Source organism: Lactococcus garvieae (assembly GCF_016027715.1).
Taxonomy (GTDB): Bacteria; Bacillota; Bacilli; order Lactobacillales; family Streptococcaceae; genus Lactococcus; species Lactococcus garvieae_A.
Genome location: NZ_CP065691.1, coordinates 255,459 through 280,243 on the forward strand (window position 1 = coordinate 255,459; position 24,785 = coordinate 280,243).

Consider the following 24,785-nt stretch of genomic DNA (forward strand, 5'->3'; position numbering starts at 1 on the left):
TATAAACTAATATAAAGAGAAGAATAAATTATGAATCTTACAGAAAAACGTCAAAAAGTGATTCACGCCTTATCCAATACCACACGACTTCTCGTTCTAGAAGCACTGAGAGATAAGGAAATGACCGTAACGGAGCTCTTAGAACAAACCAAATCGGGACAGTCTAACCTTTCACAACATCTCTCGTGTTTGAGAGACTGTGGATTAATCACAAGTCGTAAGGAAGGAAAGTATATTTACTATTCTTTAACGACTCCTGAACTGAATCATCTATTAGAAGTCATTGATGCTACTGTAGAATCAATGCACTGGTCACCAACAGAAGATATCCATTGTGATACATTTATAAATTAAAAGGAGTTTTATATGTTTAAATCTACACAAAAAAATGTAGGGCATCACACTGCACATGGTGTCAAAGACACTTGCAACTGTTTAAATCATCAAGCTAAGGCTGCTATGTCGACAGAGAGCGGAGACAGCGTCAGCTGCTCGGAAATACCAGAGAGTTCCGATGATTCAGATCCTGCCTGTTGTAGCGTTAATCTGAGTTTAAATGCGGGCTTAGAGGATAAGGAGGAAGAAAATAATAGTGAACTGTGGATTATTATTATTTCTGCTCTGCTTTTAGCAGTATTGAGCTTTTTTGATTTTTCCTCAGAGCTCAAAATACTTCTCTTTATCTTGACCTATCTTTTAATTGGGCACAGTGTTTTATTCAAGGCTTGGAAACAACTGCTTAAAGGAGACATTTTTAATGAATTTTTCTTGATGAGTATCGCGACAGTCGGCGCATTTGCTCTAGGTGAATATGCAGAAGCAATTGCTGTCATGCTCTTTTATCAAGTCGGCGAATATTTCCAAGATCGTGCTGTAGGTAAGAGCAAGAAATCTATAGTGGCCTTGATGGACCTCCGTCCCGAAGTCGCAACTGTTAAGAGGCAAGAAAAGCTAATAAATGTTTCACCTGAAGCGGTAGCTATCGGTGAGATAATCCAAGTTAAGCCGGGAGAAAAAGTGCCTCTTGATGGGCAAATCCAATCTGGAAAATCAAGTGTGAATACAGCTGCGCTGACTGGTGAGTCTTTACCACGTACTGTGGAAAAAGGAGACGAAGTCTTGGCGGGATTTCTTAATATCAATGGTGTACTAGAAGTCAGAGTCGAAAAAACATTTGGTGAATCTTCCGTCGCTAAAATTCTTAGTTTAGTAGAAAATGCTCAAGAAAATAAAGCACCCACAGAACAGTTCATTTCAAAATTTGCACGTTATTATACGCCGGTTGTTGTATTTGCTGCAGCGATAATTGCTTTGATTCCACCAATCTTCTTTCAACAAGATTGGTCTGATTGGCTGACGCGTGCCTTTACCTTTTTGATTATTTCTTGTCCTTGTGCCATGGTCGTTTCGATTCCTTTAGGTTTCTTTGCGGGGATAGGGGCAGCCTCAAAAAATGGTATTTTAGTCAAAGGTGGCAACCATCTGGAAGCTATGACTAAAATAAAACAAGTACTTTTTGATAAAACAGGTACCCTCACACAGGGAAATTTCAAGGTTACACAAGTATTGCCAAGTTCTGGTATTCCAAAGGAAGAAGTGTTGCGCCTCGCGGCAATTGGCGAACTTAATTCGAACCACCCCTTAGCACTTGCTCTGAAAGAAAATCAAAAACTTGAAGCACTGATAGTCACTGAATCAGAAGAAATATCAGGTCATGGTACACGCACGGTCTACGAGGGTGATGAGATTCTTGTAGGTAATGCCAAACTGATGCAACAGTATAACATTGCCTTCCAAGAAAGTGATGAGATAGGCTCTCTGATTTATGTTGCCAAAAATGGCCAGTATCAAGGCGTCATACTCGTCTCTGATGTGCTAAAGGAAGATGCAGAAGAAGCAATAGCAGAGCTGAATAAGCTTCAAATTTCACAAACAATGCTGACGGGAGACAGTCAGAAAGTAGCTGCACAGGTTGCTGAAAAATTGAAAATTTCAGATTATCATGCGAATCTTTTGCCCGAAGATAAAGTTACAATTTTAGAGGATGTTCTGAAAAAAGCACATGGTTTGACGGCCTTTGTAGGGGATGGAATCAACGATGCTCCAGTCATTGCCCGAGCAAATATTGGCTTTGCTATGGGAGGTTTAGGCTCGGATGCGGCTATTGAGACAGCTGATGTGGTACTGATGACGGATAAACCTTCCAGTATTGCTAAGTCAGTCAAAATCGCCAAGAAAACCAAACGTCTTGTCGTGCAAAATATTGTGCTAGCCTTAGGTGTGAAAGCTATTTTCCTCGTCCTTGCTGTCTTTGGGATTGCAACAATGTGGGAGGCTGTTATAGCTGATGTTGGTGTCACTCTTTTAGCGATACTCAATGTTTTGAGACTTTTAAAATAAAAATAAGCTCCGATCGGGAGCTTTTTTATATGGATATGGCTTTTTAAAATTGAAGTATGCTAAAATTATGAGATGAATGCTTTAAAAAAGAATGCAAGCTTACTTTTTAAATTTGCAAAAATTCAATCCATGTGCTGTATTTTTCCCCTCGCCGTCTTTTCTATTTTAGCGATAACCAGTGTCATACATATTCCTTATATTCCCCGTTATGACTTGATTTTTATCCTTTTACTTTTGGTCCAAATTCTGATGGTTAAACTAAAGTTAGAAACAATCGAAGAACTAAAGATTATTTGCTTATTTCATATCTTAGGCTTACTTCTCGAAATTTTTAAAGTGAATATAAGTCATAGCTGGACCTATCCAGAAGCATCTTATCTCAAAATTTTTAATGTACCTTTTTACTCAGGCTTTATGTACGCAAGTGTCGGGAGCTATGTTGTTCAGGCGTGGAAAAAATTAAAGTTAAATGTTGAACATTGGCCATCGCTAGGTCTGAGTTTTACACTTTCATTTGTTTTATATCTTAACTTTTTCACGAACTATTTTATATATGATTTTAGATATTTTATTATTTTAGCGATTGTTGTCGTTTTTTGGCGAGCCCAATTTATTTTTAGCATTGATGAGTCAACCACTCATAAAATGAAAGCTCTCCTCTCGTTTAGCTTGATTGGTTTCTTTATTTATATTGCGGAAAATATTGCTTCTTTTTTTAATGCTTACCGATATCCAAATCAAGCCGAGACTTGGCATTTGGTTGGTTTTGGTAAAATGTCATCCTGGTTTTTATTAGTTATTGTCAGTATTGTATTAGTAGTTAATCTCAAACAGGTGAAAGGGAGAAAACCGTAGGTAGAGAATGAACTTTCACAAGGAGAATTAAAAAATATTATAACTAAGATAATTATATCCACAACACACCAAAGACTTCTGAAATGTTATACTAAACCTATGAAAAAATTTTTGATTATTGGACTATCTGTCTTTTCGATGTTACTACTTACAGCTTGTACAAAAACACAGCAATTTTCACTTTCAGGAGAGTGGGTTTCATTCTCAGGTAATAAAATAGATTTACCACATGGTAATAGCGCAGCGGCTTCAAAGAAAATTCTTGAGTTTACTGCCTCGACCAGTGACAAGATTAGTTTTACAAAAGATAAAGTAAAACTGTATGGGCATGAATTTGACTATAAGTTGGATAAGAAGCAAAAAAAGATAGACACTGAAACTTATACATACGGTTATCAAATGCAAGAGTCTCAAGATATTCTTAAATTTGGAGCAGAAGGTACTTCTGAATCAGAATGGACAACTTACTATCGTGTAGGAAGTAAGGCCGAAAAAGAAAAACAAGAAGAGATTAAAAAAGAAGCAAGTAAGGACGAAGAAAGTGTGACAAAGCTCAATCAAACCTGGTTAGAAAAAGCCAACCAGATTGATACACTTTTAAAGGAAGCCTTGGTAGGAACTTGGAGTGGATATTTCACATCCGTGCCTACAACCGGTCTTGGTGTGGCGTGGGCACCAGGTATTGAGACAATATCTTTTGACCAAAATAGCAAGGTTTCTTTTCATGCCTCATCGGATGATTTGACAAATTTTGATAGTGAGAAGATGAATAATAGTCATGCAAATTACCAAATCAATGGTATTTTAGGATTGGAACCTTCAGAGGTAATTCCAAAAGATCCAGAAAAAATATTGCGTATAATAAATAAATTAAGCTTTGAAGAAATATTCAACCGCATCAAACTAATCACTTTTTCATACGATGTAACCACTGAAGCTGGGACAATTTCTCAGTCACTCTCACCAATGAAGGTGGTTTATGAAGATGGAAAATTGAATATTGATGAAGTTTTACTCATTACGCAATGCGGTGATGAAGGTGTACAACTTTCTGGAGATATTTCAAGGGTGGAGTAAAAATGAGAAAAGTAATTATAGGATTTCTCCTTATTATTGGTTTATTTAATTTATCAGCTTGTGGCAGATTTGGAAAATCTTATCAGAGTTTACTAAAGGGAGATTGGGTGCAGATGGCCAATCCAATGTTTGAAGCTGCAAGCGGTGACTTACTAAAGGTTTCTCCCATAGAAATGGACTTTAACAATGAAAAAGAATTTAAGTTCAATTCAAAAGAAAAAGAGTTAACCTATCCTAATGGAGAAAAAAGAAAAATAAGTTTTGACAGAACGGGGAATATATTAACGGTAAAAAATGTAGAAAACGATAAGGAAAGAAGATATTACCGTAAAGATTCTAACCAATACAAGGATGAGAAAGAAATTTTGCAGAAGCAGGTTGATTCTGTAAATGAAGTATGGAAAAAACAGTACCAGAGTTATTTACAATAATTTGAAAAAGCAATTGAAGGAACGTGGTCAAATGCCGAAGTGAATGCTCAAGTAGATTTAAAACGTGACTCTCCAGACCCAGACACAAAACTGGTAATATCAAGTCCAAAATTTTTTATCTTTGAAGCAAGCTTTTCAGGAGCAAACCGACGCAACACAATGTCCGCCAGTTTTGATAATCAAAAAATAACGGATGCTGCTCTGAAGCTCACGGACACAGACCTTGTTAACCTTTTAGATGAAAGCTGGAGGAATCCTAACCATTTAGAGGAAACGAAGGAAAGTTTAGAAGATATGACCTTTAGAGACCTGTTTATGAGATTGGGTGAGTTGACATTAAGTTATAGCGTGCCCGATAAGCAATTGGGACAAGATATCACCGTCTCTGCTTACGGCAACACTATTGCACCAAACTTATCAAGAATTAACAGCATTAGTGTAACAAGTACGGACTTAACAACTCAAAAATATTTTGAATCTCATCTTACTGTGGAAAAATAGTCAATGTAGAGTTGACTATTTTTTTATTTTAAATTGAAACTTTGAGTTCGCAAAGTCAAAGTTTAACTTCCTGAATATGTTATAATAAGACCATGAATAACACGATAAAAGCAAAGCTGGAACTCCTACCAGATAGTCCAGGATGCTATTTACATAAAGATAAAAATGGAACAGTTATCTATGTGGGGAAAGCGAAAAATCTGAAGAATCGCGTGCGTTCCTATTTCCATGGTTCCCATAATACAAAAACTGAGCTTTTAGTTAGCGAGATTGAAGATTTAGAGTGGATTGTTGTCGAGTCAAATATCGAATCACTAGTACTTGAGATCAACTTAATCCAGCGCTACAAACCTAAATACAACATCATGCTTAAGGATGATAAATATTATCCTTTTTTGATGATAACAAATGAAAAATACCCTCGTTTGATGATTACACGTCGTGTAAAAAAAGACGGAGCCATGTATTTTGGCCCTTATCCCGATGTCAAAGCAGCAAATGATGTGAAACGTCTTTTAGACCGAATTTTTCCTTTTCGTAAATGTGGCTTGCACGAAAAAAAGGTTTGCTTCTATTACCATATCCATCAGTGCCTCTGCCCAGTAGTAAATCATGTGGATCCTCAAGTTTATAAGGACATGGCGCTAGAGGTCAAACATTTCTTAACTGGTGATGACAAGAAGATTATTAATGAATTAAAAAGCAGAATGATGGCAGCATCTGAAAAGTTAGAATTTGAGCAAGCAGGCGAATACCGTGATGTTATCAATGCCATTAGTACCTTGAGGACAAAACAACGTGTCATGAATCATGACCTCAAAGACCGCGATGTTTTTGGCTATTATGTGGATAAAGGCTGGATGTGTGTGCAGGTTTTCTTTGTAAGGCAAGGTAAGATGATTCAACGTGATGTGAATATGTTTCCGTACTACAATGAAGCGGAAGACGATTTTCTAACTTATATTGGTCAGTTTTATCAAGAAGCTGAACATATGGTACCTAAAGAAATTCTTATTCCGGCAGATGTTGATGTGCAATCAGTTGAAGCCGTGACACAAACAAAGGTGCTCAAACCGAGTCGAGGCGAAAAGAAACAATTGGTTGCTATGGCAATTAAGAATGCACGGACTCAGCTGCAGCTGAAATTTGATCTCTTAGAAAAAGATTTGATTAAAACTCAAGGTGCCATTGAAAATTTAGGAGAAATTCTTAATATCCCAACTCCTGTCCGAATCGAATCCTTCGATAACTCTAATATCATGGGGACTTCACCTGTATCAGCCATGGTAGTTTTTATTAATGGTAAACCTTCGAAAAAAGATTACCGGAAATATAAGATAAAGACTGTTGAAGGTGCAGATGACTATGCTTCGATGCGTGAAGTGATTACGCGGCGATACAGTCGAGCTATGCGTGAAGGCACAGCCTTACCAGATCTTATCGCGATGGATGGTGGAGCAGGGCAAGTTAACGCAGCGAAGGCCATTTTGAAAGAACTCGGTTTAAACATCCCCGTTGCGGGTATGGCTAAAAATGACAAGCACCAAACCAGTGAATTACTTTTTGGGGATCCCTTGGAAATAGTGCCACTTAGTCGGCAATCACAGGAATTCTTCTTGTTACAAAGGATTCAAGATGAGGTGCATCGATTTGCGATAACTTTTCATAGACAAGTCCGGGGTAAAAATACCTTTTCTTCAAAATTGGATGGTATCACAGGGCTTGGTCCGAAGCGCAAGCAAAAATTAATGACGACTTTCAAGTCGCTTAAAGCAATTTCGGAAGCAGATGTCGCACAAGTTGCGGAAGCTGGTGTTCCCTATGAAGTAGCGGAACGTGTGAAGGAAGTTCTAAGCAAAGAAATAGAATGATACTTTTATAGATTTAAAAAGCCAATCGACCTGATTGGCTTTTTGTAGTTGAGGGGAAATATTACTCTTTATTCAAGAGCTAAAGCAAAGAGTTTTTACATAAAAACTTGTTATAATAGTTTCATGAACAAAACCGAAATAAAAAATTTTCAGCAGGATCTTCTGGAATGGTACAACATTCACAAAAAGCCATTGCCTTGGCGTAAAACAACGGCTGCTTATTCTGTCTGGATTTCTGAAATTATGTCTCAGCAGACACAAGTTGAGACGGTTATGCCCTATTATCTCCGCTTTATAGAAAAATATCCAAGTATTGAAGCCTTAGCTGAAGCAGACGATGATGAGCTTTTAAAACTTTGGGAAGGCTTGGGCTATTATTCACGGGCTCGAAATTTAAAAATAGCTGCCCAGCAAGTAGTGACAAACTTTCATGGAACCTTTCCTGAAAGTTTGGAAGAGATCAAAAGCTTACAAGGCATTGGTCCTTATACAGCAGCAGCGATTGCCTCGATATCTTTTGGTCTACCAGAACCAGCTATTGATGGAAATTTGATGCGCGTGACTAGTCGTTTATTTGAAATCGATGCCGACATTTCTAAGGCTTCCTCAAGAAAAATATTTGACCAACAATTACGAGAATTAATTTCACAAGAACATCCAGGAGATTTTAATCAAGCATTGATGGATATAGGTTCTACGGTCTGCACTCCGAAAATTGCCAAATGTGATATCTGTCCTTTGGCAGAATATTGCCAAGCAAGATTAGAGGGAACGCAACTTAAGTACCCAGTGAAAAGTAAAAAAATAAAGCAACAGCATCTTTACTATACAGCTTATGCTCTGAAAAATTCACGAGGAGAATACTATCTAGAACGACGTCCCTCTACAGGCTTACTTGCTAATATGTGGACTTTTCCCATGCAAGAAATGTCAAAAGAAGAGTTTGAAAGTGAAGTATTACCGGCTCCAAGTAACCTTCCTGATAGTATCTCGCGCCTGAGGAAAATAGGTGAAATTACCCATGTTTTTTCTCACTTAAAATGGTTTGTCCAAGTGATTGAATGTACACCAGAAGAAAATTTTATGGTAAAAGAAGAGAAGTTGGAGGACAACCAGCTCTGGGTTAAAATTTCAGACCTTACCAAAGTCGCTCTTCCTACACCACAAGTCAAAATGTTTAAGCTTTTTAAAGATTAATTTTCACTTGATAAATGCAAACGTTTTACTTTTTTGGTATAATTATAGGAGTTTAGAAAAAACACTTCTTGTGATTTTTTTATCAAGAAGTAAAAAAATGGAGGCACTCATGACAACTATTGATTTTACTGCAGAAGTAGAAAAGCGCAAAGACGCGATGCTCGAAGATTTGTTTGAACTTCTTCGTATTGATTCAGCGATGGACATGGACAATGCGGACAAAGAAAACCCATTTGGCCCTGGCCCTCGTAAAGCCCTTGACAAATTCTTGGAATTGGCTGAACGTGATGGTTATGAAACTAAAAACTATGACAACTACGTAGCTCATTTCGAATATGGTGACGGCGATGAAGTTTTGGGTATCTTTGGTCACTTGGACGTTGTTCCTGCTGGTTCTGGTTGGGATTCAAATCCATTTGAACCTGAAATCCGTAACGGTAACCTCTATGCACGTGGTGCTTCAGATGATAAAGGCCCAACTATGGCTTGTTACTATGGTTTGAAAATCTTGAAAGACCTTGGCGTGCCATTGTCTAAAAAAATCCGTTTCATCGTTGGTACAAACGAAGAAACAGGTTGGAAAGATATGGATTACTACTTCGAACACTGTGAATTACCATTGCCAGACTTCGGATTCTCTCCAGATGCTGAATTCCCAATCATCAACGGTGAAAAAGGTAACGTTACAGAGTACATCCACTTTGACGGAAAAAATGCTGGTCCAGTAGTTCTTCATTCATTCAAAGCTGGTTTGGCTGAGAACATGGTTCCTGAATCTGCAACAGCAGTTATCTCAGGTGCTACTGACCTCCAAGAAAAATTGGAAGCTTTTGTTGCTGAAAATGCAGATAAAAACTTGCGTTTTGACCTTGAAGAAGCAGACGGTAAAGCAACAATCACAGTTTATGGTAAATCAGCACACGGTGCTATGCCATTTAAAGGAATCAATGGAGCAACTTACCTTGCTAAATTCCTTAACCAATTTGACTTTGAAGCTGGAGCAGCTGCTTATATCAAACTTGGTGCTGAAACATTGATTGATGACCACGAAGGTGAAAAATTAGGTACTGCCTACAATGATGACCTTATGGGAGCAACATCAATGAATGCTGGTGTTTGGAACTTTGACGAAAATGGAGAAGGCACAATTGCGCTTAACTTCCGTTTCCCACAAGGAACTGATCAACACAAAATCAAAGCAGTTCTCGAAGCTCTTGAAGGCGTAAATGAAGTAACAATGAACGACCACGTTATGGAACCTCACTACGTACCAATGGAAGATGAACTTGTTTCTACATTGATTAGCGTTTACGAAAAACACACTGGCCTCAAAGGTTACGAAACAGTAATCGGTGGTGGTACATTCGGTCGCCTCCTCAAACGTGGTGTCGCTTACGGTGCGATGTTTGAAGGTGAAGAAGACACAATGCACCAAGCTAACGAATACAAACCTTTGGATGCACTCTACAAATCAGCTGTAATCTATGCTGAAGCAATTTACGAATTAGCTAAATAATAGGATAAGAAAATCTCTCGTTTATGAGAGATTTTTTATTTGGAATTTAATAAACTTGAAATGTTATCTAAGTGAAATTTCATTTCAAGTTTGACAAATTGTAGAAAAGTATAAAGCCTGTAAGATAGCCTCCTTACAGGCTTTATACTTAACTTCAAAAATAAAAAACAAAAAAATACTATATAAAACTTGAAATAAACTTTCGGGTGTGATAAAATGAATGCGTTAACAAAAGAAATAAAATTTCAAGAAAGAGAGGGAATTTATGTTTGGTTTTTCAATTTTTATGAATGAAGATCTATCTGAGCAAGATGTCCAGTATATCAAGGCAATGAAACAAGCTGGGTTTGTGGGAATCTTTACTTCGATGCATATTCCAGAAGATGATGTAAAAGCCTATAAAGACCGACTCGAAAGATTAGGAAATTGTGCAAAAAAGCATGGCTTGAAATTAATGGTAGATATTTCGGGTGAGGCTCTAGAAAGAGCAGGCTATTCCTTCCAACGTCTGGGTGAGCTCCAAAAGATAGGTGTGACGGGATTACGGATGGATTATCATATTGATAACGAAAAAATCGCTAAAGCAAGTCATAAGATAAAGATTAGTTTAAATGCCAGCACGCTACAAGAAGAAGACATTGAGGAATTAGTTTCTCTAGGTGCTAATTTTGAAAACCTAGAGGCTTGGCACAATTATTATCCACGGCCAGAGACGGGGTTAGATCCAAAATACTTTATAGCGCAGAACCAATGGCTACAAAAATATAATATGAAGCTAATTGCTTTTGTGGCTGGGGATGCCAAAAGACGGCTTCCTTTAAAACGAGGTTTACCCACACTGGAAAAACACAGAAATACACATCCTCTTGCTGCGGCTCTTGAACTTTTGGCAATGGGAAGTGATGGCGTTTATATTGGGGATGGAGACCTGGAGGAACTTACGAGGACACAATTTGCAGCCTATATCCAATCTGACACCATCGTACTTCATGCAGAAAACAATAACTCCGCTTATTTTACGACCATTTTAGGGAACCACGAAAACAGAAATGACCAGTCGCCTCACTTGATTCGAAGTGCGAATGCACGGTTTAAAAAAGTTGAGCAAATAAAAAAAGAACATACAGGCAAGCGTATCAAAGGTGCCATAACGCTGGACAATGAACTGTACGGTCGTTATATGGGAGAAACTCAAATATGTAAAGAGGAGCTCTTAGCAGATCAAAAAGTTAATATTGTCGGCTATGTTACAAAAAAAGATAAAGATTTGTTAGATGTTATATATTCGAAGCAAAAATTTGAGATAAAAGAAAAGGGAAGAAAATGAATTTAGAGAGTTTAACTACAGAACGTCGTAACGAAGCAACATTTGGATTGGACGAAATGTCTGTATCTACTGCTTTAGCAAAGATGAATAATGAAGATAAAAAAGTAGCTGAAGCTGTGGAAAAAGCCTTGCCAATGATTGAGCCCGTTATTGAAAAAACTATTGAAAGTTTTAATAAAGGCGGACGCTTAATCTATCTTGGTGCAGGAACGAGTGGTCGTTTGGGTGTTCTTGATGCCGCAGAATGTGTACCAACTTTTGGGGTTGAAGCGAGTATGGTTGTGGGCTTAATTGCTGGAGGTGAAGAAGCAATGACGGTAGCAGTCGAAGGTGCAGAAGATGATTTTGAGCTTGGCAAACAAGATTTGATTGATCTTCAACTTACGACTAATGATATGGTGATTGGGATTGCTGCTAGTGGGCGTACACCTTATGTTATTGGAGCACTTGATTACGCGAGAGAGCTAGGCGCACATACTGGATCATTGGCTTGTAACTTCAATGCTGAGATTAGTAAACATGCAGAATTTCCGATTGAAGTTGACTGCGGAGCAGAATTTTTGACTGGCTCAACGCGACTAAAATCTGGTACAGCTCAAAAATTGATTTTGAATATGATTTCGACAATTTCAATGATTGGAATCGGAAAAGTATATAATAACTTAATGGTGGATGTTCGACCAACTAATGAAAAATTAGTCGAACGCAGCAAACGCATTATTATGCAAGCAACTGAGTGTGATTATCAAGTGGCAGAAAAGACTTTTTATCAAGCTGATGAAGATGTCAAACTGGCAATTGTTATGATTTTAACAAATAGTGAGAAACAAGAAGCACAAGAAAAGCTAGTAGAAGCAAAGGGTTTTATCAAAAAAACGTTGAGTTAAGACATAAGGATTAGGAGACTAAGATGGCAGAAGATAAAGTAACGCGCATTGCTCGGCAAATTTATGAAGAAATTGGTGGAGTAGAAAACGTACAAAGTTTAGTGCATTGTATGACCCGAGTGAGACTTTCAATGGTTGATGAAGAAAAAGTAAACATTGATGATCTCAAAGCAATTGATGGAGTTATGGGAGTAGTTAAAGGAGAAACGTTACAAGTTATCGTTGGTCCTGGTACAGTCAATAAAGTTGCCCAAAAAATGGTCGATATGGTCGGTGTAAAACTGGGTGAACCATTCCCAACTGCAGCAGGTGGAAGCTTAGAAGATCGCACTGCTCAAATGAAAAAAGAAGCCAAAGAAAAATACAATAAGCCTTCAAAAATTAAAGAAGTACTTAATTCCATTTCACGTATTTTCACACCGCTGATTCCAGCATTTGTTGGTGCGGGTCTTATTGGCGGGATTGCCTCAATCATGGCCAATCTTATCACAGCGGGAACAATTGACGGTGCAACATTTACTCAGATTGTTGCTGTCTTAGGAGTTATCCAAAAAGGTATCTTTGCCTATCTCGTTATTTATGTCGGTATTAATGCTGCGACTGAATTCGGTGCAACTCCTTCCTTAGGGGGTGTTATCGGAGCGGTAACCATGCTTACGGGGATTACTCCAGAAGCGCCGATTAATAATATTTTTACAGGACAACCCTTATCAGCCCAACAAGGAGGGATTATTGGTGTAATCTTTGCTGTATGGCTCCTCTCTCTTGTAGAAAAGAACTTGCGAAAAGTTATTCCTGATTCTATTGATATTATTGTTACACCAACCCTTTCTTTACTTGCTATTGGGTTATTGACAATCTTTTTGATTATGCCTATTGCTGGAACTATTTCGACTTCACTTGTAGGTGCGATTAATGCTGTATTAAATGTCGGTGGCGGCTTTGCTGGTTTCTTATTAGGAGCACTCTTCCTTCCGATGGTTATGTTTGGTTTACACCAAATTTTGACTCCCATCCATATTGAAATGATTGATAAAACAGGCTCAACAACCTTACTTCCAATCCTTGCCATGGCAGGAGCAGGTCAAGTCGGTGCTTCTTTAGCCCTTTGGGTTCGCTTACGTAAAAATAAAGAATTTGCAGAAATCGTAAAAGGAGCTTTGCCTGTTGGTTTCTTAGGTATTGGGGAACCACTTATCTATGGTGTTACTCTTCCTATGGGGCGTCCATTTATCACAGCCTGTATCGGTGGGGGTATCGGAGGTGCCGTCATTGGATCTCTAGGTCATGTAGGCGCTATTGCTATTGGTCCTAGTGGTATTGCCTTGATTCCATTGATTGCGGATAATCGTTGGTTGATTTATATTTTTGGTTTAATTGGCGGTTATGTCGGTGGCTTTATTGCAACATATTTCTTCGGAATTCCACAGTCTGAAAAGGATAAAGCAGACAACTATGTGGACGAAAAAGAAACAACCGTATTGCCAAATATGGAAAAAACGGTCGCTTCACCCATGTCAGGTAAAATTATTCCCTTGACTGAAGTAAAAGATGAAGTTTTCTCTAAAGGAATGCTAGGCCAAGGCTTTGCTATACAGCCCCAAGATGGAAAAGTTTTTGCTCCTTTTGAAGGTACTGTAACAACAATTTTCCCTACAAAACATGCGATTGGATTACTCAGTAATTCAGGAATCGAAGTTCTAATCCATGTTGGTTTAGATACAGTTTCCTTAGAAGGAAATCCTTTTACTGCTCGAGTGACTGAGGGAAGTAAAATTGCTAAAGGCGATTTACTTTTAGAAGCTGACTTGAAAGAGATTGAGGAAGCTCAATTATCACCTGTCACATTAGTGGTTATTACAAATTCAGATAGTTTCAAACATATTTATATTGAAACACCTGAAAAGGTAACTTCTGGAGAACAAGTTATTATCGCAGAATAAAAGATAGGCTGAAGGATTACTTCAGCCTATCTTTTTGTTGATACAGTAGTCGAGAAAAAGAATGATTTCAAATAAAGTAATTAAAAATTTGGTATAATAGAAAGATGATTTACGGTATAGGAACGGATAATGTTGAAATATCTCGCATTGTCAAAGCATTAGAACGCAATGAGAAATTTGCCAAGCGGGTCTTAACTGCCAGCGAATTTACTCATTTTGAAAGTTTTACTTCAAAAGGACGCCAAGCGGAGTTTTTAGCGGGTCGATGGGCCGCGAAAGAAGCCTTTTCCAAAGCATTGGGAACAGGCTTTGATAGTCAACTTTCTTTTCAGCATATAGAAATTTCTAAGAATGAAAAAGGAAAGCCTTACTTCCTAGAACATCCTTTTGCGGGACAAGCGCATTTGAGTATTTCGCATAGTAGCCTTGAAGCAGTCGCAATGGTTGTTTTGGAACGTAGAGATTGAGAATAACAAAAGAGGATAGATATAATGAAAGCAGCACCACATCGTCACACACCAGCTATTATTAAGTTGTCAGCAATTGAGAATAATGTCAAAAAAATGCGCGCGCATATTGGCGAAAAACCAGAACTTTGGGCAGTTGTCAAAGCGAATGCTTATGGTCATGGCGCTGTTGCGGTTGCGCAGCATATTGATGGTCTTGTAGATGGCTTTTGTGTGTCAAATTTTGATGAGGCGATTGAACTTCGTCAACAACTGATCATCAAACCAATCTTAGTATTGTCAGGTATTGTTCCTGATCATGCAGAGATTGCTGCCAGCCAGCACATCACTTTGACTGCTCCAAGCTTAGAGTGGCTTCAACAAGTGATTGACTCAAACAAAAACAAGCACTTTTCACGGTTGAGAATTCATATTGCAGTAGACACTGGTATGGGACGTATTGGTGTAACAACTGCAGAAGAAGCCAATCAAATTATTGAGTTGGCAGATAAATACAAGATTAGTGTCCGTGGGATTTTCACTCACTATGCAACGGCAGATGAAGAGGATACAACTCAGTTTGAGAAACAAAAAGCTAAGTTTGAGGCATTGGTAAGTCAATTGAGTCGCCGGCCAAAATATGTTCACTCAACAAACTCTGCGGCAGGCTTATGGCAAAACAAATCAGTTCAAGATATAGAGCGTATTGGTCTTGCTATGTATGGTTTGAATCCAAGTGGCGATGAGCTAGAGCTACCTTATGAGGTAGAACCCGCTTTAAGTCTGCACTCAGAACTGACACATGTGAAAAAAATCCACAAAGGAGATACAGTTGGTTATGGAGCAACTTTCCGTGCCGAAGAAGATACTTATGTAGGAACAGTTTCTATTGGGTATGCGGATGGCTGGACACGGGATATGCAAGGGTTTAAAGTTTTGGTTGAGGGAGAATACTGTGAAATTATCGGTCGTATCTCTATGGACCAAATGACGATTCGCTTACCTAAGGACTATGATCTAGGAACGACAGTTACTCTAATAGGTAAAAATGGCGATAAAGAAATCACTGTCCAAGACATTGCTAACTGGCGTAACACTATTGGTTACGAAGTTATCTGTCTTTTATCAGACCGAATTTATCGGGTATATGAAGAATAAGAGCTGCTTTTGTGCGGCTTTTTTCATTACATTTTCATTTTTAAATAATACAAAAAAGCACGAGTTTGACAATTAATTTAAAAATGATATAATTAAATTAAATACAAATGAGATAAAGTTAAGAAAAGTAAGGAGAGAGATATGATTAAAGTATATACTGTCATGGCTTGCAGTTCTTGTAAAAAAGCTAAGGAATGGCTGACTAACCACGAATTAGAATTTGAAGAAGTTAATTTAATAACAGACAAAATCGATCCTGAAGATTTTCTTAACATTCTTTCCTTAACTGAAAATGGCACTGAGGAGATAATCTCTACGAGAAGTCGAGCATATAAACGATTGGCCTTAGACTTTGAAAAAATTTCACTTCATGAGTTGGTCAGTATTATTGAAGATAACCGCACTCTTTTGCGTCGTCCGTTGATTCTTGATGATAAGCGTCTACAAGTTGGTTATAATGAAGATGATATTCGAAAATTTTTACCACGCTCTGTTCGCCGTGTGGAAATGTCTGAAGCGACTTATAATATTCGCCAAATGGACATAGAGCGGATGTTAGAAGATAAAGCACAATAAAGAAAAAATGAAATACTATGTGTTTCATTTTTTATATACTTTTGGTTAGAAAAAAGAAATTTCACCCTTATATATCACTTGGCATCATACAAAATAATATACAAACTGTGTATAAATTTACCTATTTAATTTTTTCCTACACGCTGTGGGGAAATTTTTGTTATAATTTATAATTGATTAAGGAGCTAAAAAGTGAGACAGCTCCGCCCTTTTTAGCCCTTTTATCTAACTTAAATATCATAAATTACTCAATATAGGGTTGTTTATTCACAATAAATTAGCAAGAGGGAACTATGAAAAACTATATAATCTGGTTAAAACATGAACTCGCATCCATTAACACAGCTGGCAGTATAATGCTAGCTTTTATCATAGGCGTACAGCTGGCTTTTTTCCTTACGGCGCCCATTACGCTACTTTCTGTCGTTACATTACTGGCTACGCTGGTGGGTTCGGCTTGCACAGTGTATATGATGATTGGGAGACCAATCAATGGTTTGCTTGGTCTGATTAGTGCATTTGGATTTATTTATATTAACTGGACAGCAGGGCATTACGCTTCTGTTTTGGATCAGATTGTCTTTATCGCACTGATTGACATTCCATTGATTTTGACTTGGAAAACATGGGGTCATCGTATTGAGAATGGCGCAAAGTTTATGACGGCAAAAGGCTGGATGATAGCAATCATCTTGATGCTCGCAGCTTGGTGGCCGATGATGCAAGTGTATTATTACCTTGGGGATACTAACCCTTTGTGGGATTCAATTACGCTCATTATTGGAGCTACAGCTTCGCTTTTGGTCTTTAAAGGTTATGGAGACAGCTATTCTTTATGGCTGCTCTCAAATGTTGTAACTATTGTCCTTTGGGCTACAGCCTTCACTCAAGGTTATTCTGCCAGTGCTCTCCCAATGTTGCTTACTATCATTTTTTATCTGGCCACAGCCATATATGGAAAATACTTTTCTGTGTGGAAAAGAAAGAGTAAAAAAGCCTAGTCTTGAACGAGGCTTTTTATTATACATATTAATGGTTTAATGTCCGCTGGTAACTTTTATACCGATAAGTCCTATGACAAGCATGAGAACAAAGACCCAGGTCAATGAAGGAACCTTGTCTTTGAAAAGGATAGCTCCGACCAAAATAGCACCAACAGCCCCAATACCTGTCCAAATCGGATAAGCAATCCCTAAGGGCAATTTCTTCATTGCCAAAGTTAAAAAGCCAAAACTAACCAGCATTCCAATAACAGTTAGAACATCATACTTGAGGATGGAAAAGCCTTGACTTAACTTCATTGTTGAAGCCCAAACTACTTCAAAAATGCCTGCAAGAAATAAAAAAATCCACGCCATAATACACCTCTTTCTCCAAAAAAATTTTGTCAGTTTTTAAGGACAGAAACTGACTTGGTTTTCAATAAATAAAAAGAGCCATGTCAACTAACCACAAGGCCTAAGGTTAGTTGGCATGACTCTGATAAGCACTACTCCGGCGAGTAATACTCTGGTCCTTTTTTATTGTAGTATCATTATTTCACATTTGAGTATAGAGGTCAAGCTCTAGGTTCCTAAAATATAATTTAGGAAGTTTCTCAAATGAAAGTCGATAATAAAGCTAAGGCAGCTAATCCACCTTGTGTAAAGATGATTTTCTTGTCACTACTGATGCTCCCATAAGCAGCTACAAGCAGGATATAGACTAAGAGCATCCTGCTGATTAACAGAGGAGCTGAAGATAAGAATGCTCCATAAAGTAAACCAATCGCGATAAGCCCGTTGTAGACACCTTGATTTTTTAGCAAAGTATTTACACTCTCTCTTTTCAACTCTGCCTTGCTTAAATTGAATACTTTACTCGTTTGTGCTGATGTTGTAGCTAGTGTTTCTAAGTAAAGAATGTAAAAGAATTCTAGAGCAACGAGTATGATAAGTATGTGAGTAAATATTGACATAATAATTTCTTCCTTTTATTTAAATATTATACCCTTTTTTTAGCACAACTCGGTAGGATAAGCTTACTTATTCATAAAACTGTTAATACAAGACTTAGAAGAAGTCTATAGAGGATTATTCAGCTTTAACAATGTTGAATGGTGAGGGCATTTTTACTTCACCACTACATCTTTTGGACGACCGATGCTTAAAGTACTGAACAAAGGTAAAGGTGCTCCATTCAATACTCGCGAAAAACGTTTTGTCATTAAAAAGGAGCTTGCAGTAGTTTACTGTAAGCTCCAGGTTGATTTATACTTTTATTCTAACACTAATTTATTTTATTGACTGATAATTTGTTTTTCTTTTTTTTATGCTTTAAATAATTGGAAGATACACATGAATCTTTTGATGAAATCTATTACTTATTCTTTCATGGATTGGCTGAAAAGCCAACTAAATTTATATCTTACAAGATACAACGAATTATTAAAAGGTAACTCAGTCTAAAGAAATTAAAAGTAAAATTTGTACGCTAACATAGCGTTTTTTCTATAGTACGGAATTTGCTTATTTTAGAGAGAAAGTACAGGATAGTCAAATATACTCATTGGCACTTCTTTATTGAGTCTGATATAATAAATAATATGAAAATTATTGATGGAAAAGCCCTTGCTGAAAAGATGCAAGAAGAACTCAAAGATAGAGTTATAAAATTAAAAGAAAAAGGCATTCAGCCAGGACTCGCTGTCATTTTGATTGGAGAAAATCCAGCAAGTCAAGTTTATGTACGAAATAAAGAACGTGTGGCAGCAAAACTTGGTTTTAAATCAGAAGTTGTTCGCTTGTCTGAAAATATTTCAGAAGCTGAGTTACTAAGTATGATTGAGGACTACAATACTGATGATTCATGGCATGGTATTTTAGTGCAATTACCACTTCCTGCGCATATCTCTGAGGAAAAAGTTTTGTTAGCAGTCTCACCTGAAAAAGATGTTGATGGCTTCCATCCTATTAATATGGGGAAACTCTGGAGCGGTGCACCGTTGATGATTCCCTCAACGCCTGCGGGTATTATGGAAATGTTTCGGGCTTATGATGTAGATCTTGCCGGTAAAAAAGCAGTTGTAGTCGGACGCTCAAACATCGTTGGTAAGCCTATGGCTCAATTAATGATGATGGCCAATGCGACTGTAACCATTGCACATTCACGCACAGAAAATCTATCTGAACTTACACGATCCGCAGATATTTTAGTTGTGGCTATCGGACAAGATCGTTTTATTAAGGCCGAAGATGTAAAACCAGATGCAGTAGTAATTGACGTTGGTATGAATCGGGACGAAAATGGCAAACTACACGGAGATGTTGATTTTGATCAAGTGAAGGAAGTCGCGAGTCTCATTACCCCAGTCCCAGGAGGAGTGGGCCCTATGACGATTACGATGCTGATGGAACAAACTGTGCGTGCAGCTGAAGCTTCTGTAAGATAAAAAATCACACATATTTTAGAAAGAATAAAAGCATGACAGAGTATTTAACAGTATCAACTCTAACCAAATACCTGAAAGCAAAGTTTGATCGCGATCCTTACTTGGAGCGCGTTTATTTGACGGGAGAAATTTCAAACTTTCGTCAGCGACCAAGCCATCAATATTTTGCCATTAAAGATGAAAAATCTGTTATACAGGCAACAATGTGGGCGGGGCAATTTAAAAAACTCGATTTCAAACTAGAAGATGGAATGAAAGTTCTTGTTACAGGACGAATCAGTCTTTACGCCCCATCAGGGTCTTATTCTATCAATATCGAAAACATCGTACCCGATGGTATTGGTGCCCTAGCGGTCAAGTTTGAACAGTTGAAAAAGAAATTGACAGCAGAAGGGCTTTTTAACCAGCAATGGAAGCAAGAGTTACCACTTTTTTCCAAAAAAATTGCGGTAATTACAAGCCCTTCAGGTGCAGTCATTAGGGATATTATTACAACTGTTAACCGGCGTTTTCCTATGAGCCAGATTTTACTCTATCCGACCAAAGTCCAAGGTGCGGGGTCTGCCGAAGAAATTGCAGCTAATATTGAAATTGTAAACGAACGCTCAGATATTGATGTGCTCATTGTGGGACGGGGCGGTGGCTCTATTGAAGACTTGTGGTCATTTAATGAAGAAATTGTCGTACGTGCTATTTTTGAGTCACGGATTCCTATCATTTCTTCCGTGGGACACGAAACAGATACAACCTTGGCGGACTTTGTTGCAGACCGTCGCGCAGCTACTCCGACTGCAGCGGCAGAGCTCGCAACGCCTAATACAAAGCTAGATCTGTTAACGTGGAGTAATGATCAAGAACGCCGTATGAGAAATCGAGTGGCGCATCTCATTAAAGTTCAAAGGGATCGAGTAGAAAAATTATCAAATTCAGTAGTTTTTCGTCAGCCAGAGCGTCTTTATGATGGTCATATTCAGAAAATAGATCATTTAACGAGCCGACTCCAAAACTTGACTGAAAACAAAATAAACCGCGAAAAATATCGTTATGAATTATCGGCAGGCAAATTAGTACCAGCTTTTGCGAAAATCTACGAAAAAAAGCAAAATCAGGTAAACCATCTCGTTCAAGCCCTTCTTTTAATGGATATTAGTAAAATTAAGGCACGAGGTTTTTCGGTCGTCACAGCCCGTGATGGCAAGATTATTAAGAGTGTCCATGAGATTCAGTCTGGCGATCAGGTGAACTTAGAACTAAGTGATGGCACAGCTCGTGCAGAAATAAAATAAAGGATAAATATGGCTACAAAAAAAGAAGCAAAATTTGAAGAAAATTTAGTTGAACTTGAAACTATCGTCAAAAAACTCGAAAGCGGAGATGTTGCCTTAGAGGATGCAATCTCTGAATTTCAAAAAGGAATGCTACTTTCTGAAAAACTTAAAACTACTTTAAATGAAGCAGAAAAAACATTGGTAAAAATAGTTGGCAAAGATGGTTCAGAAGCAGAATTTACAGGAGAATAAAAAGATTGCTTAGGGCAGTCTTTTTTTGTTTACTTAGTCCGTAAATGGGTCGGTTATTTCTAGATTCGGTGCTATAATATTAATAGAAAGAAAGTGAGACGGGATATGAAAATTGTAGTAGCGATAGATTCTTTCAAAGGCTCTGCCACAAGTTCAGAGTTAAATCAAACAGTAAAATCAGCAATTATATCTTCCTTTCCCGAAACAAACGTAGAAACTTTTGAAGTAGCTGACGGCGGTGAAGGAAGTATTTCAGCTTTGAAATCCAAATTAGGTGGAAGTCTGATACCGGTTGAAACAGTAGATTTATTAGAACGCCCTCTTCAGGCTTCCTATCTCTTAGTGGACCACAAACTAGCTTTCATTGAAGCGGCTGAGGTTGTAGGAATTGATAAGATTGTACCCAGTGAGGAAACAATCCAACACGCGACAACTTTTGGTTTAGGTGCCTTATTTAAAGATGCGAAACAGCGAGGAGCCACAGAAATTATCCTCAGTCTTGGCGGGACTGGGACTTCAGATGGAGGTTTAGGATTACTGACCGCCTTAGAAAATGAGGACTTTTCGCATCTTAAAATTACAGGTTTAGCGGATGTTACCAATGTATATGCTGGTCAAGAAGGTTATGCAAAATTTTTCGGTAAGCAAAAAGGGGGAACCTCAGAAATTTTAGAAAAGCAAGATATAGCTGCACAAAGTTTTGTAAAAAAAATAAAGGCGGAGAGAAAGATTGACCTCCAGCAGATACCAGGTACGGGAGCAGCTGGAGGCCTTGGGGCAGCAATTGTTTTACTTGGAGGACATCTTGAATCAGGATTTACGAAGATTGCTCAACTTTTGAAGATGGAAGAAAGTATCAGGGATGCGGACTTGATTATTACGGGTGAGGGACGTATGGATTTTCAAACAGCAAATGGTAAAGTACCTTTTGGAATGGCTAAGTTGGGAGAAAAATATGGCTTACCTACTGTGGCTTTTTGTGGTGCTCTAGCAGATGATTTAGGTGAAATGAACCAGGTTTTACTTGCCAGCTACAGCATCCAACGTGAGGTGCTTCCACTGGAAAAAGCGATGAACAAAGAAGTTACATTAAAGAATATCAAAGCCCTCACAGAAAATGTGATTAAGACATGGTTCTACGCTCGGAAAACAAAAAGATAAAGGAATTTGCTGCGAAACATAAACCCCTTAGTTTTATCAAAGCTCTGTTATAATAGGAATAACAAAAAAACAGGAGCACAAGTATGGATTGGAACAACTTAGTAGATAAAGCAAAAGAGCTTGCAGAAAATGTACCTGATGACATGAAGCAAAAAGCTGAAGAAGTAATGAGTGAGCAAGTCGAGCAACATGCACCAGAAAACTTGAAAGATCAAGCACAAGGACTTATAGACGGTTTGAAGGGTAAACTTGGCTTGTAGATTAGAAAAAAGAACGTTCTTTACTTATGAGCGTTTTTTATATTAAGGAAATGAATCAAGCTAGGGAGTATTATTTTTCTAGTGGACTTTATTTCTTTGAAATGGGATAATATAAGTAATGAATACCGATATGAAAAGGCTTAATACAGAGCTAACAAAATTTTATAAAAAAACTGAAATTCCAAAACATTTGACGGATTCGATTGTTTACTCACTAGGAGCTGGTGGTAAAAGAATCCGCCCCCTTTTATTCTTAAAAATGCTTGAATCTTTTGGAATAACACTTGAAACTTACCACTATCAAGTGGCTGCTACAGTCGAGATGATTCATGCAGGAAGCTTAATTCATGATGATTTGCCTGCGATGGATGATGACGATTACCGTCGGGGACAGCTTACCAACCATAAAAAGTTTGATGAAGCAACAGCTATTTTAGCAGGTGATTCCCTCTTTTTAGATCCCTACTATATCTTGGCAACAGCAAATCTACCAGCTGCAACAATTGTAGCTTTAGTCAAAGAACTATCCTATGCGAGTGGTTCATTGGGTATGGTAGCAGGCCAAATTTTAGATATGGATGGCGAAGGAAAAAACTTATCTTTGGAACAAGTCAAAGAAATACATACTCTTAAAACAGGGAGGATGCTAACTTTTCCTTTTGTAGCAGCTGGTATTATAGCCGAAAAATCAGAAAAAGTTATTACCACTCTACGAAAAATTGGTCAAAACTTGGGATTAGCCTTTCAAATACGTGATGACATCATTGATGTGACAGGTACATTTGAAGAAATTGGAAAAACACCAGGCAAAGATATTCTTGAAGAAAAGTCGACGTATGTGGCTTTACTCGGTTTAGAAGGAGCGCAAGAAGCTCTAGATAAATTATTGAATAGTGTAAAATATGAATTAGCACAGATTACATCAAGTGTTGAAATCATCGAAATTATAGAAAGTTTAGAAATAAAATGAAAGAAAGAGTAGATGTTTTAGCGACAAACCAAGGACTGTTCGAAACAAGAGAGCAGGCCAAACGTGGCGTTATGGCAGGCTTAGTGGTAGATGCTAAATCAGGAGAACGTTTTGACAAGCCGGGTCAAAAAATCGAAGATAGTGTAGAACTTAGACTTAAAGGAGAGAAGCTTAAATATGTGAGTCGTGGTGGCCTAAAACTAGAAAAAGCGCTCCATGAATTTGGTCTTTTAGTAGAAGATAAAACTTGTCTAGACATTGGTGCCTCAACAGGTGGCTTTACCGATGTTATGCTACAAAATGGGGCAAAGCGAGTTTACGCTTTAGATGTTGGAACAAACCAGCTGGCTTGGAAGCTTCGTAAAGATGCACGTGTGGTTGTAATGGAGCAGTTTAATTTTCGTAAAGCAGTTTTATCTGACTTTGATCAAGGGCAGCCAGAATTTGCTTCCATCGATGTGAGCTTTATATCCCTTGATTTGATTTTACCTCCATTATTTGATATTTTAGCAGATGGGGGAGATGTTGCTGCTTTGATTAAACCTCAGTTTGAAGCTGGTCGAGATCAAGTAGGTAAAAACGGAATTATTAAAGATCCAAAAATCCATCGCCTAACCATTGAAAAAGTAGTAAATAAGGCTTTAAGTATAGGATTTTCAGTAAAAAACTTAACTTTCTCACCAATTAAAGGTGGGGCAGGGAATGTTGAATTTTTGGTACATCTTAAAAAAGAAAAGACAGCTGAAATTGCTCCTCGTGTTGATATTGAAGCTGTACTCGAAACAGAAAAGGAAACATTAGCATGAGAAGAGAAGAAAGACTTGACTTTATTTCAAGACTCATCACTGCAAAAGAAGTACAAACACAAGATGAGCTTGTACATGAACTTTTGGAAAATGATATTGATGTGACACAAGCCACAGTTTCACGCGATATCAAAACTTTAGCCCTCATAAAAATCCCAGGAAGTCGAGGAGGTTATCGCTATGCTTTGCCACAGCAGCATGATGATGAACAAAAAGATCTCCTCCATAAAGAGTTAGCAAGTGAAGCTATTCTTGAGATGAAAATACAAGAAAATATGATTTCGATTATAGCTCGACCTGGGACAACAAGTGTCATAAAAAAAAGTTTAATTAGTCGTTATAACACGAAGATATTTTCTGTCATGACGGATGATGACAGTATTCTGGTTATCTGTGAAACAAGACGACAAGCGAACACAATTTATGACGAATTAAGTTTATAAAGGAAACAGT

The 24,785-nt window shown here is 37.9% G+C and carries 26 protein-coding genes; 24 read left to right on the top strand and 2 right to left on the bottom strand.

Going from position 1 to position 24,785, the window contains the following annotated elements; all coding sequences use genetic code 11:
- Positions 1-30: 30 nt before the first annotated feature.
- The 16 genes from I6G50_RS01415 to pnuC all read left to right on the top strand — a co-directional run bounded on the left by I6G50_RS01415 (position 31) and on the right by pnuC (position 17,186).
- Positions 31-354, top strand: coding sequence for an ArsR/SmtB family transcription factor (locus I6G50_RS01415; protein WP_081167096.1), 324 nt, complete (start codon positions 31-33; stop codon positions 352-354).
- Between the two features lie 12 nt (positions 355-366).
- Positions 367-2,400 carry a heavy metal translocating P-type ATPase gene (locus tag I6G50_RS01420; RefSeq protein ID WP_197908947.1) on the top strand — a complete coding sequence of 678 codons (2,034 nt, stop codon included), beginning with the start codon at positions 367-369 and terminating at the stop codon, positions 2,398-2,400.
- A 72-nt stretch (positions 2,401-2,472) separates the two neighbouring features.
- On the top strand, positions 2,473-3,255 hold the full coding sequence (locus tag I6G50_RS01425) for a DUF817 domain-containing protein (protein WP_197908948.1): 783 nt from the start codon (positions 2,473-2,475) through the stop codon (positions 3,253-3,255).
- Between the two features lie 99 nt (positions 3,256-3,354).
- On the top strand, positions 3,355-4,332 hold the full coding sequence (locus tag I6G50_RS01430; protein ID WP_197908949.1) for a hypothetical protein: 978 nt from the start codon (positions 3,355-3,357) through the stop codon (positions 4,330-4,332).
- A gap of 2 nt (positions 4,333-4,334) precedes the next feature.
- Positions 4,335-4,763 carry a hypothetical protein gene (locus I6G50_RS01435; RefSeq protein ID WP_197908950.1) on the top strand — a complete coding sequence of 143 codons (429 nt, stop codon included), beginning with the start codon at positions 4,335-4,337 and terminating at the stop codon, positions 4,761-4,763.
- Between the two features lie 39 nt (positions 4,764-4,802).
- Positions 4,803-5,264 carry a hypothetical protein gene (locus I6G50_RS01440; RefSeq protein WP_197908951.1) on the top strand — a complete coding sequence of 154 codons (462 nt, stop codon included), beginning with the start codon at positions 4,803-4,805 and terminating at the stop codon, positions 5,262-5,264.
- A 92-nt stretch (positions 5,265-5,356) separates the two neighbouring features.
- Positions 5,357-7,135, top strand: a complete 1,779-nt coding sequence (gene uvrC, locus I6G50_RS01445; RefSeq protein ID WP_081167107.1) for an excinuclease ABC subunit UvrC — start codon at positions 5,357-5,359, stop codon at positions 7,133-7,135.
- Between the two features lie 123 nt (positions 7,136-7,258).
- The gene (gene mutY / locus I6G50_RS01450) at positions 7,259-8,332 is read left to right on the top strand and encodes an A/G-specific adenine glycosylase (RefSeq protein WP_197908952.1); all 1,074 of its coding nucleotides are present in this window, start codon (positions 7,259-7,261) and stop codon (positions 8,330-8,332) included.
- 109 nt (positions 8,333-8,441) lie between these two features.
- Positions 8,442-9,848 (top strand): dipeptidase PepV, encoded by a 1,407-nt coding sequence (pepV, locus tag I6G50_RS01455; RefSeq protein ID WP_003135405.1) that lies wholly within the window; start codon positions 8,442-8,444, stop codon positions 9,846-9,848.
- 265 nt (positions 9,849-10,113) lie between these two features.
- A complete protein-coding gene (locus I6G50_RS01460) occupies positions 10,114-11,175 on the top strand; it encodes a MupG family TIM beta-alpha barrel fold protein (protein WP_197908953.1) in 1,062 nt (353 codons plus the stop codon).
- Positions 11,172-12,062 (top strand): N-acetylmuramic acid 6-phosphate etherase, encoded by an 891-nt coding sequence (gene murQ, locus I6G50_RS01465; RefSeq protein ID WP_003135403.1) that lies wholly within the window; start codon positions 11,172-11,174, stop codon positions 12,060-12,062. The genes I6G50_RS01460 and murQ overlap by 4 nt, the downstream gene beginning before the upstream one ends.
- 23 nt (positions 12,063-12,085) lie before the next feature.
- Complete coding sequence (locus tag I6G50_RS01470) at positions 12,086-14,005, top strand: glucose PTS transporter subunit IIA (RefSeq protein WP_197908954.1); 1,920 nt, start codon at positions 12,086-12,088, stop codon at positions 14,003-14,005.
- A 104-nt stretch (positions 14,006-14,109) separates the two neighbouring features.
- A complete protein-coding gene (gene acpS / locus I6G50_RS01475) occupies positions 14,110-14,472 on the top strand; it encodes a holo-ACP synthase (protein WP_003135401.1) in 363 nt (120 codons plus the stop codon).
- Positions 14,473-14,496: 24 nt separating this feature from the next.
- Complete coding sequence (alr, locus tag I6G50_RS01480) at positions 14,497-15,609, top strand: alanine racemase (protein ID WP_003135400.1); 1,113 nt, start codon at positions 14,497-14,499, stop codon at positions 15,607-15,609.
- A 141-nt stretch (positions 15,610-15,750) separates the two neighbouring features.
- On the top strand, positions 15,751-16,185 hold the full coding sequence (gene spx, locus I6G50_RS01485) for a transcriptional regulator Spx (RefSeq protein ID WP_003135399.1): 435 nt from the start codon (positions 15,751-15,753) through the stop codon (positions 16,183-16,185).
- A 293-nt stretch (positions 16,186-16,478) separates the two neighbouring features.
- Positions 16,479-17,186: a nicotinamide riboside transporter PnuC gene (gene pnuC / locus I6G50_RS01490; protein ID WP_003135397.1), complete on the top strand. Its 708-nt coding sequence runs from the start codon at positions 16,479-16,481 to the stop codon at positions 17,184-17,186.
- A gap of 36 nt (positions 17,187-17,222) precedes the next feature.
- Here pnuC and I6G50_RS01495 read toward each other — a convergent pair whose 3' ends face one another.
- Both I6G50_RS01495 and I6G50_RS01500 read right to left on the bottom strand, forming a co-directional pair.
- Entirely contained in the window at positions 17,223-17,543 is a 321-nt protein-coding gene (locus tag I6G50_RS01495; RefSeq protein WP_003135396.1) for a DMT family transporter, read from the bottom strand.
- A 239-nt stretch (positions 17,544-17,782) separates the two neighbouring features.
- A complete protein-coding gene (locus I6G50_RS01500; RefSeq protein ID WP_081167121.1) occupies positions 17,783-18,142 on the bottom strand; it encodes a DUF1304 domain-containing protein in 360 nt (119 codons plus the stop codon).
- A gap of 627 nt (positions 18,143-18,769) precedes the next feature.
- Here I6G50_RS01500 and I6G50_RS01505 point away from each other — a divergent pair.
- From I6G50_RS01505 to I6G50_RS01540, 8 genes are all read left to right on the top strand, one after another.
- Positions 18,770-19,615: a bifunctional methylenetetrahydrofolate dehydrogenase/methenyltetrahydrofolate cyclohydrolase gene (locus tag I6G50_RS01505; protein WP_197908955.1), complete on the top strand. Its 846-nt coding sequence runs from the start codon at positions 18,770-18,772 to the stop codon at positions 19,613-19,615.
- Positions 19,616-19,647: 32 nt separating this feature from the next.
- Positions 19,648-20,901, top strand: a complete 1,254-nt coding sequence (gene xseA / locus I6G50_RS01510; RefSeq protein ID WP_197908956.1) for an exodeoxyribonuclease VII large subunit — start codon at positions 19,648-19,650, stop codon at positions 20,899-20,901.
- A gap of 9 nt (positions 20,902-20,910) precedes the next feature.
- Positions 20,911-21,135, top strand: a complete 225-nt coding sequence (locus I6G50_RS01515) for an exodeoxyribonuclease VII small subunit (RefSeq protein ID WP_003135392.1) — start codon at positions 20,911-20,913, stop codon at positions 21,133-21,135.
- A gap of 105 nt (positions 21,136-21,240) precedes the next feature.
- Complete coding sequence (locus tag I6G50_RS01520) at positions 21,241-22,296, top strand: glycerate kinase (RefSeq protein WP_197908957.1); 1,056 nt, start codon at positions 21,241-21,243, stop codon at positions 22,294-22,296.
- 83 nt (positions 22,297-22,379) lie between these two features.
- Positions 22,380-22,556 (top strand): hypothetical protein, encoded by a 177-nt coding sequence (locus I6G50_RS01525; protein WP_003135390.1) that lies wholly within the window; start codon positions 22,380-22,382, stop codon positions 22,554-22,556.
- Positions 22,557-22,674: 118 nt separating this feature from the next.
- Positions 22,675-23,526: a polyprenyl synthetase family protein gene (locus I6G50_RS01530; protein WP_197908958.1), complete on the top strand. Its 852-nt coding sequence runs from the start codon at positions 22,675-22,677 to the stop codon at positions 23,524-23,526.
- Positions 23,523-24,332, top strand: a complete 810-nt coding sequence (locus I6G50_RS01535; RefSeq protein ID WP_081167134.1) for a TlyA family RNA methyltransferase — start codon at positions 23,523-23,525, stop codon at positions 24,330-24,332. The genes I6G50_RS01530 and I6G50_RS01535 overlap by 4 nt, the downstream gene beginning before the upstream one ends.
- A complete protein-coding gene (locus tag I6G50_RS01540; protein ID WP_003135386.1) occupies positions 24,329-24,775 on the top strand; it encodes an arginine repressor in 447 nt (148 codons plus the stop codon). The genes I6G50_RS01535 and I6G50_RS01540 overlap by 4 nt, the downstream gene beginning before the upstream one ends.
- Positions 24,776-24,785 lie beyond the last annotated feature (10 nt).

Bases quoted from the DNA above. Each gene is read 5' to 3' on its own strand.
- I6G50_RS01425 (WP_197908948.1), top strand. From the start codon at position 2,473: ATGAATGCTTTAAAAAAGAATGCAAGCTTACTTTTTAAATTTGCAAAA.
- I6G50_RS01420 (WP_197908947.1), top strand. From the start codon at position 367: ATGTTTAAATCTACACAAAAAAATGTAGGGCATCACACTGCACATGGT.
- I6G50_RS01515 (WP_003135392.1), top strand. From the start codon at position 20,911: ATGGCTACAAAAAAAGAAGCAAAATTTGAAGAAAATTTAGTTGAACTT.
- murQ (WP_003135403.1), top strand. From the start codon at position 11,172: ATGAATTTAGAGAGTTTAACTACAGAACGTCGTAACGAAGCAACATTT.
- I6G50_RS01500 (WP_081167121.1), bottom strand. From the start codon at position 18,142: ATGTCAATATTTACTCACATACTTATCATACTCGTTGCTCTAGAATTC.
- I6G50_RS01470 (WP_197908954.1), top strand. From the start codon at position 12,086: ATGGCAGAAGATAAAGTAACGCGCATTGCTCGGCAAATTTATGAAGAA.
- I6G50_RS01435 (WP_197908950.1), top strand. From the start codon at position 4,335: ATGAGAAAAGTAATTATAGGATTTCTCCTTATTATTGGTTTATTTAAT.
- xseA (WP_197908956.1), top strand. From the start codon at position 19,648: ATGACAGAGTATTTAACAGTATCAACTCTAACCAAATACCTGAAAGCA.
- I6G50_RS01520 (WP_197908957.1), top strand. From the start codon at position 21,241: ATGAAAATTGTAGTAGCGATAGATTCTTTCAAAGGCTCTGCCACAAGT.
- I6G50_RS01530 (WP_197908958.1), top strand. From the start codon at position 22,675: ATGAATACCGATATGAAAAGGCTTAATACAGAGCTAACAAAATTTTAT.
- I6G50_RS01535 (WP_081167134.1), top strand. From the start codon at position 23,523: ATGAAAGAAAGAGTAGATGTTTTAGCGACAAACCAAGGACTGTTCGAA.
- I6G50_RS01430 (WP_197908949.1), top strand. From the start codon at position 3,355: ATGAAAAAATTTTTGATTATTGGACTATCTGTCTTTTCGATGTTACTA.
- mutY (WP_197908952.1), top strand. From the start codon at position 7,259: ATGAACAAAACCGAAATAAAAAATTTTCAGCAGGATCTTCTGGAATGG.
- I6G50_RS01460 (WP_197908953.1), top strand. From the start codon at position 10,114: ATGTTTGGTTTTTCAATTTTTATGAATGAAGATCTATCTGAGCAAGAT.
- I6G50_RS01505 (WP_197908955.1), top strand. From the start codon at position 18,770: ATGAAAATTATTGATGGAAAAGCCCTTGCTGAAAAGATGCAAGAAGAA.
- I6G50_RS01415 (WP_081167096.1), top strand. From the start codon at position 31: ATGAATCTTACAGAAAAACGTCAAAAAGTGATTCACGCCTTATCCAAT.
- pepV (WP_003135405.1), top strand. From the start codon at position 8,442: ATGACAACTATTGATTTTACTGCAGAAGTAGAAAAGCGCAAAGACGCG.
- I6G50_RS01495 (WP_003135396.1), bottom strand. From the start codon at position 17,543: ATGGCGTGGATTTTTTTATTTCTTGCAGGCATTTTTGAAGTAGTTTGG.
- I6G50_RS01525 (WP_003135390.1), top strand. From the start codon at position 22,380: ATGGATTGGAACAACTTAGTAGATAAAGCAAAAGAGCTTGCAGAAAAT.
- acpS (WP_003135401.1), top strand. From the start codon at position 14,110: ATGATTTACGGTATAGGAACGGATAATGTTGAAATATCTCGCATTGTC.
- I6G50_RS01540 (WP_003135386.1), top strand. From the start codon at position 24,329: ATGAGAAGAGAAGAAAGACTTGACTTTATTTCAAGACTCATCACTGCA.
- alr (WP_003135400.1), top strand. From the start codon at position 14,497: ATGAAAGCAGCACCACATCGTCACACACCAGCTATTATTAAGTTGTCA.
- spx (WP_003135399.1), top strand. From the start codon at position 15,751: ATGATTAAAGTATATACTGTCATGGCTTGCAGTTCTTGTAAAAAAGCT.
- uvrC (WP_081167107.1), top strand. From the start codon at position 5,357: ATGAATAACACGATAAAAGCAAAGCTGGAACTCCTACCAGATAGTCCA.
- pnuC (WP_003135397.1), top strand. From the start codon at position 16,479: ATGAAAAACTATATAATCTGGTTAAAACATGAACTCGCATCCATTAAC.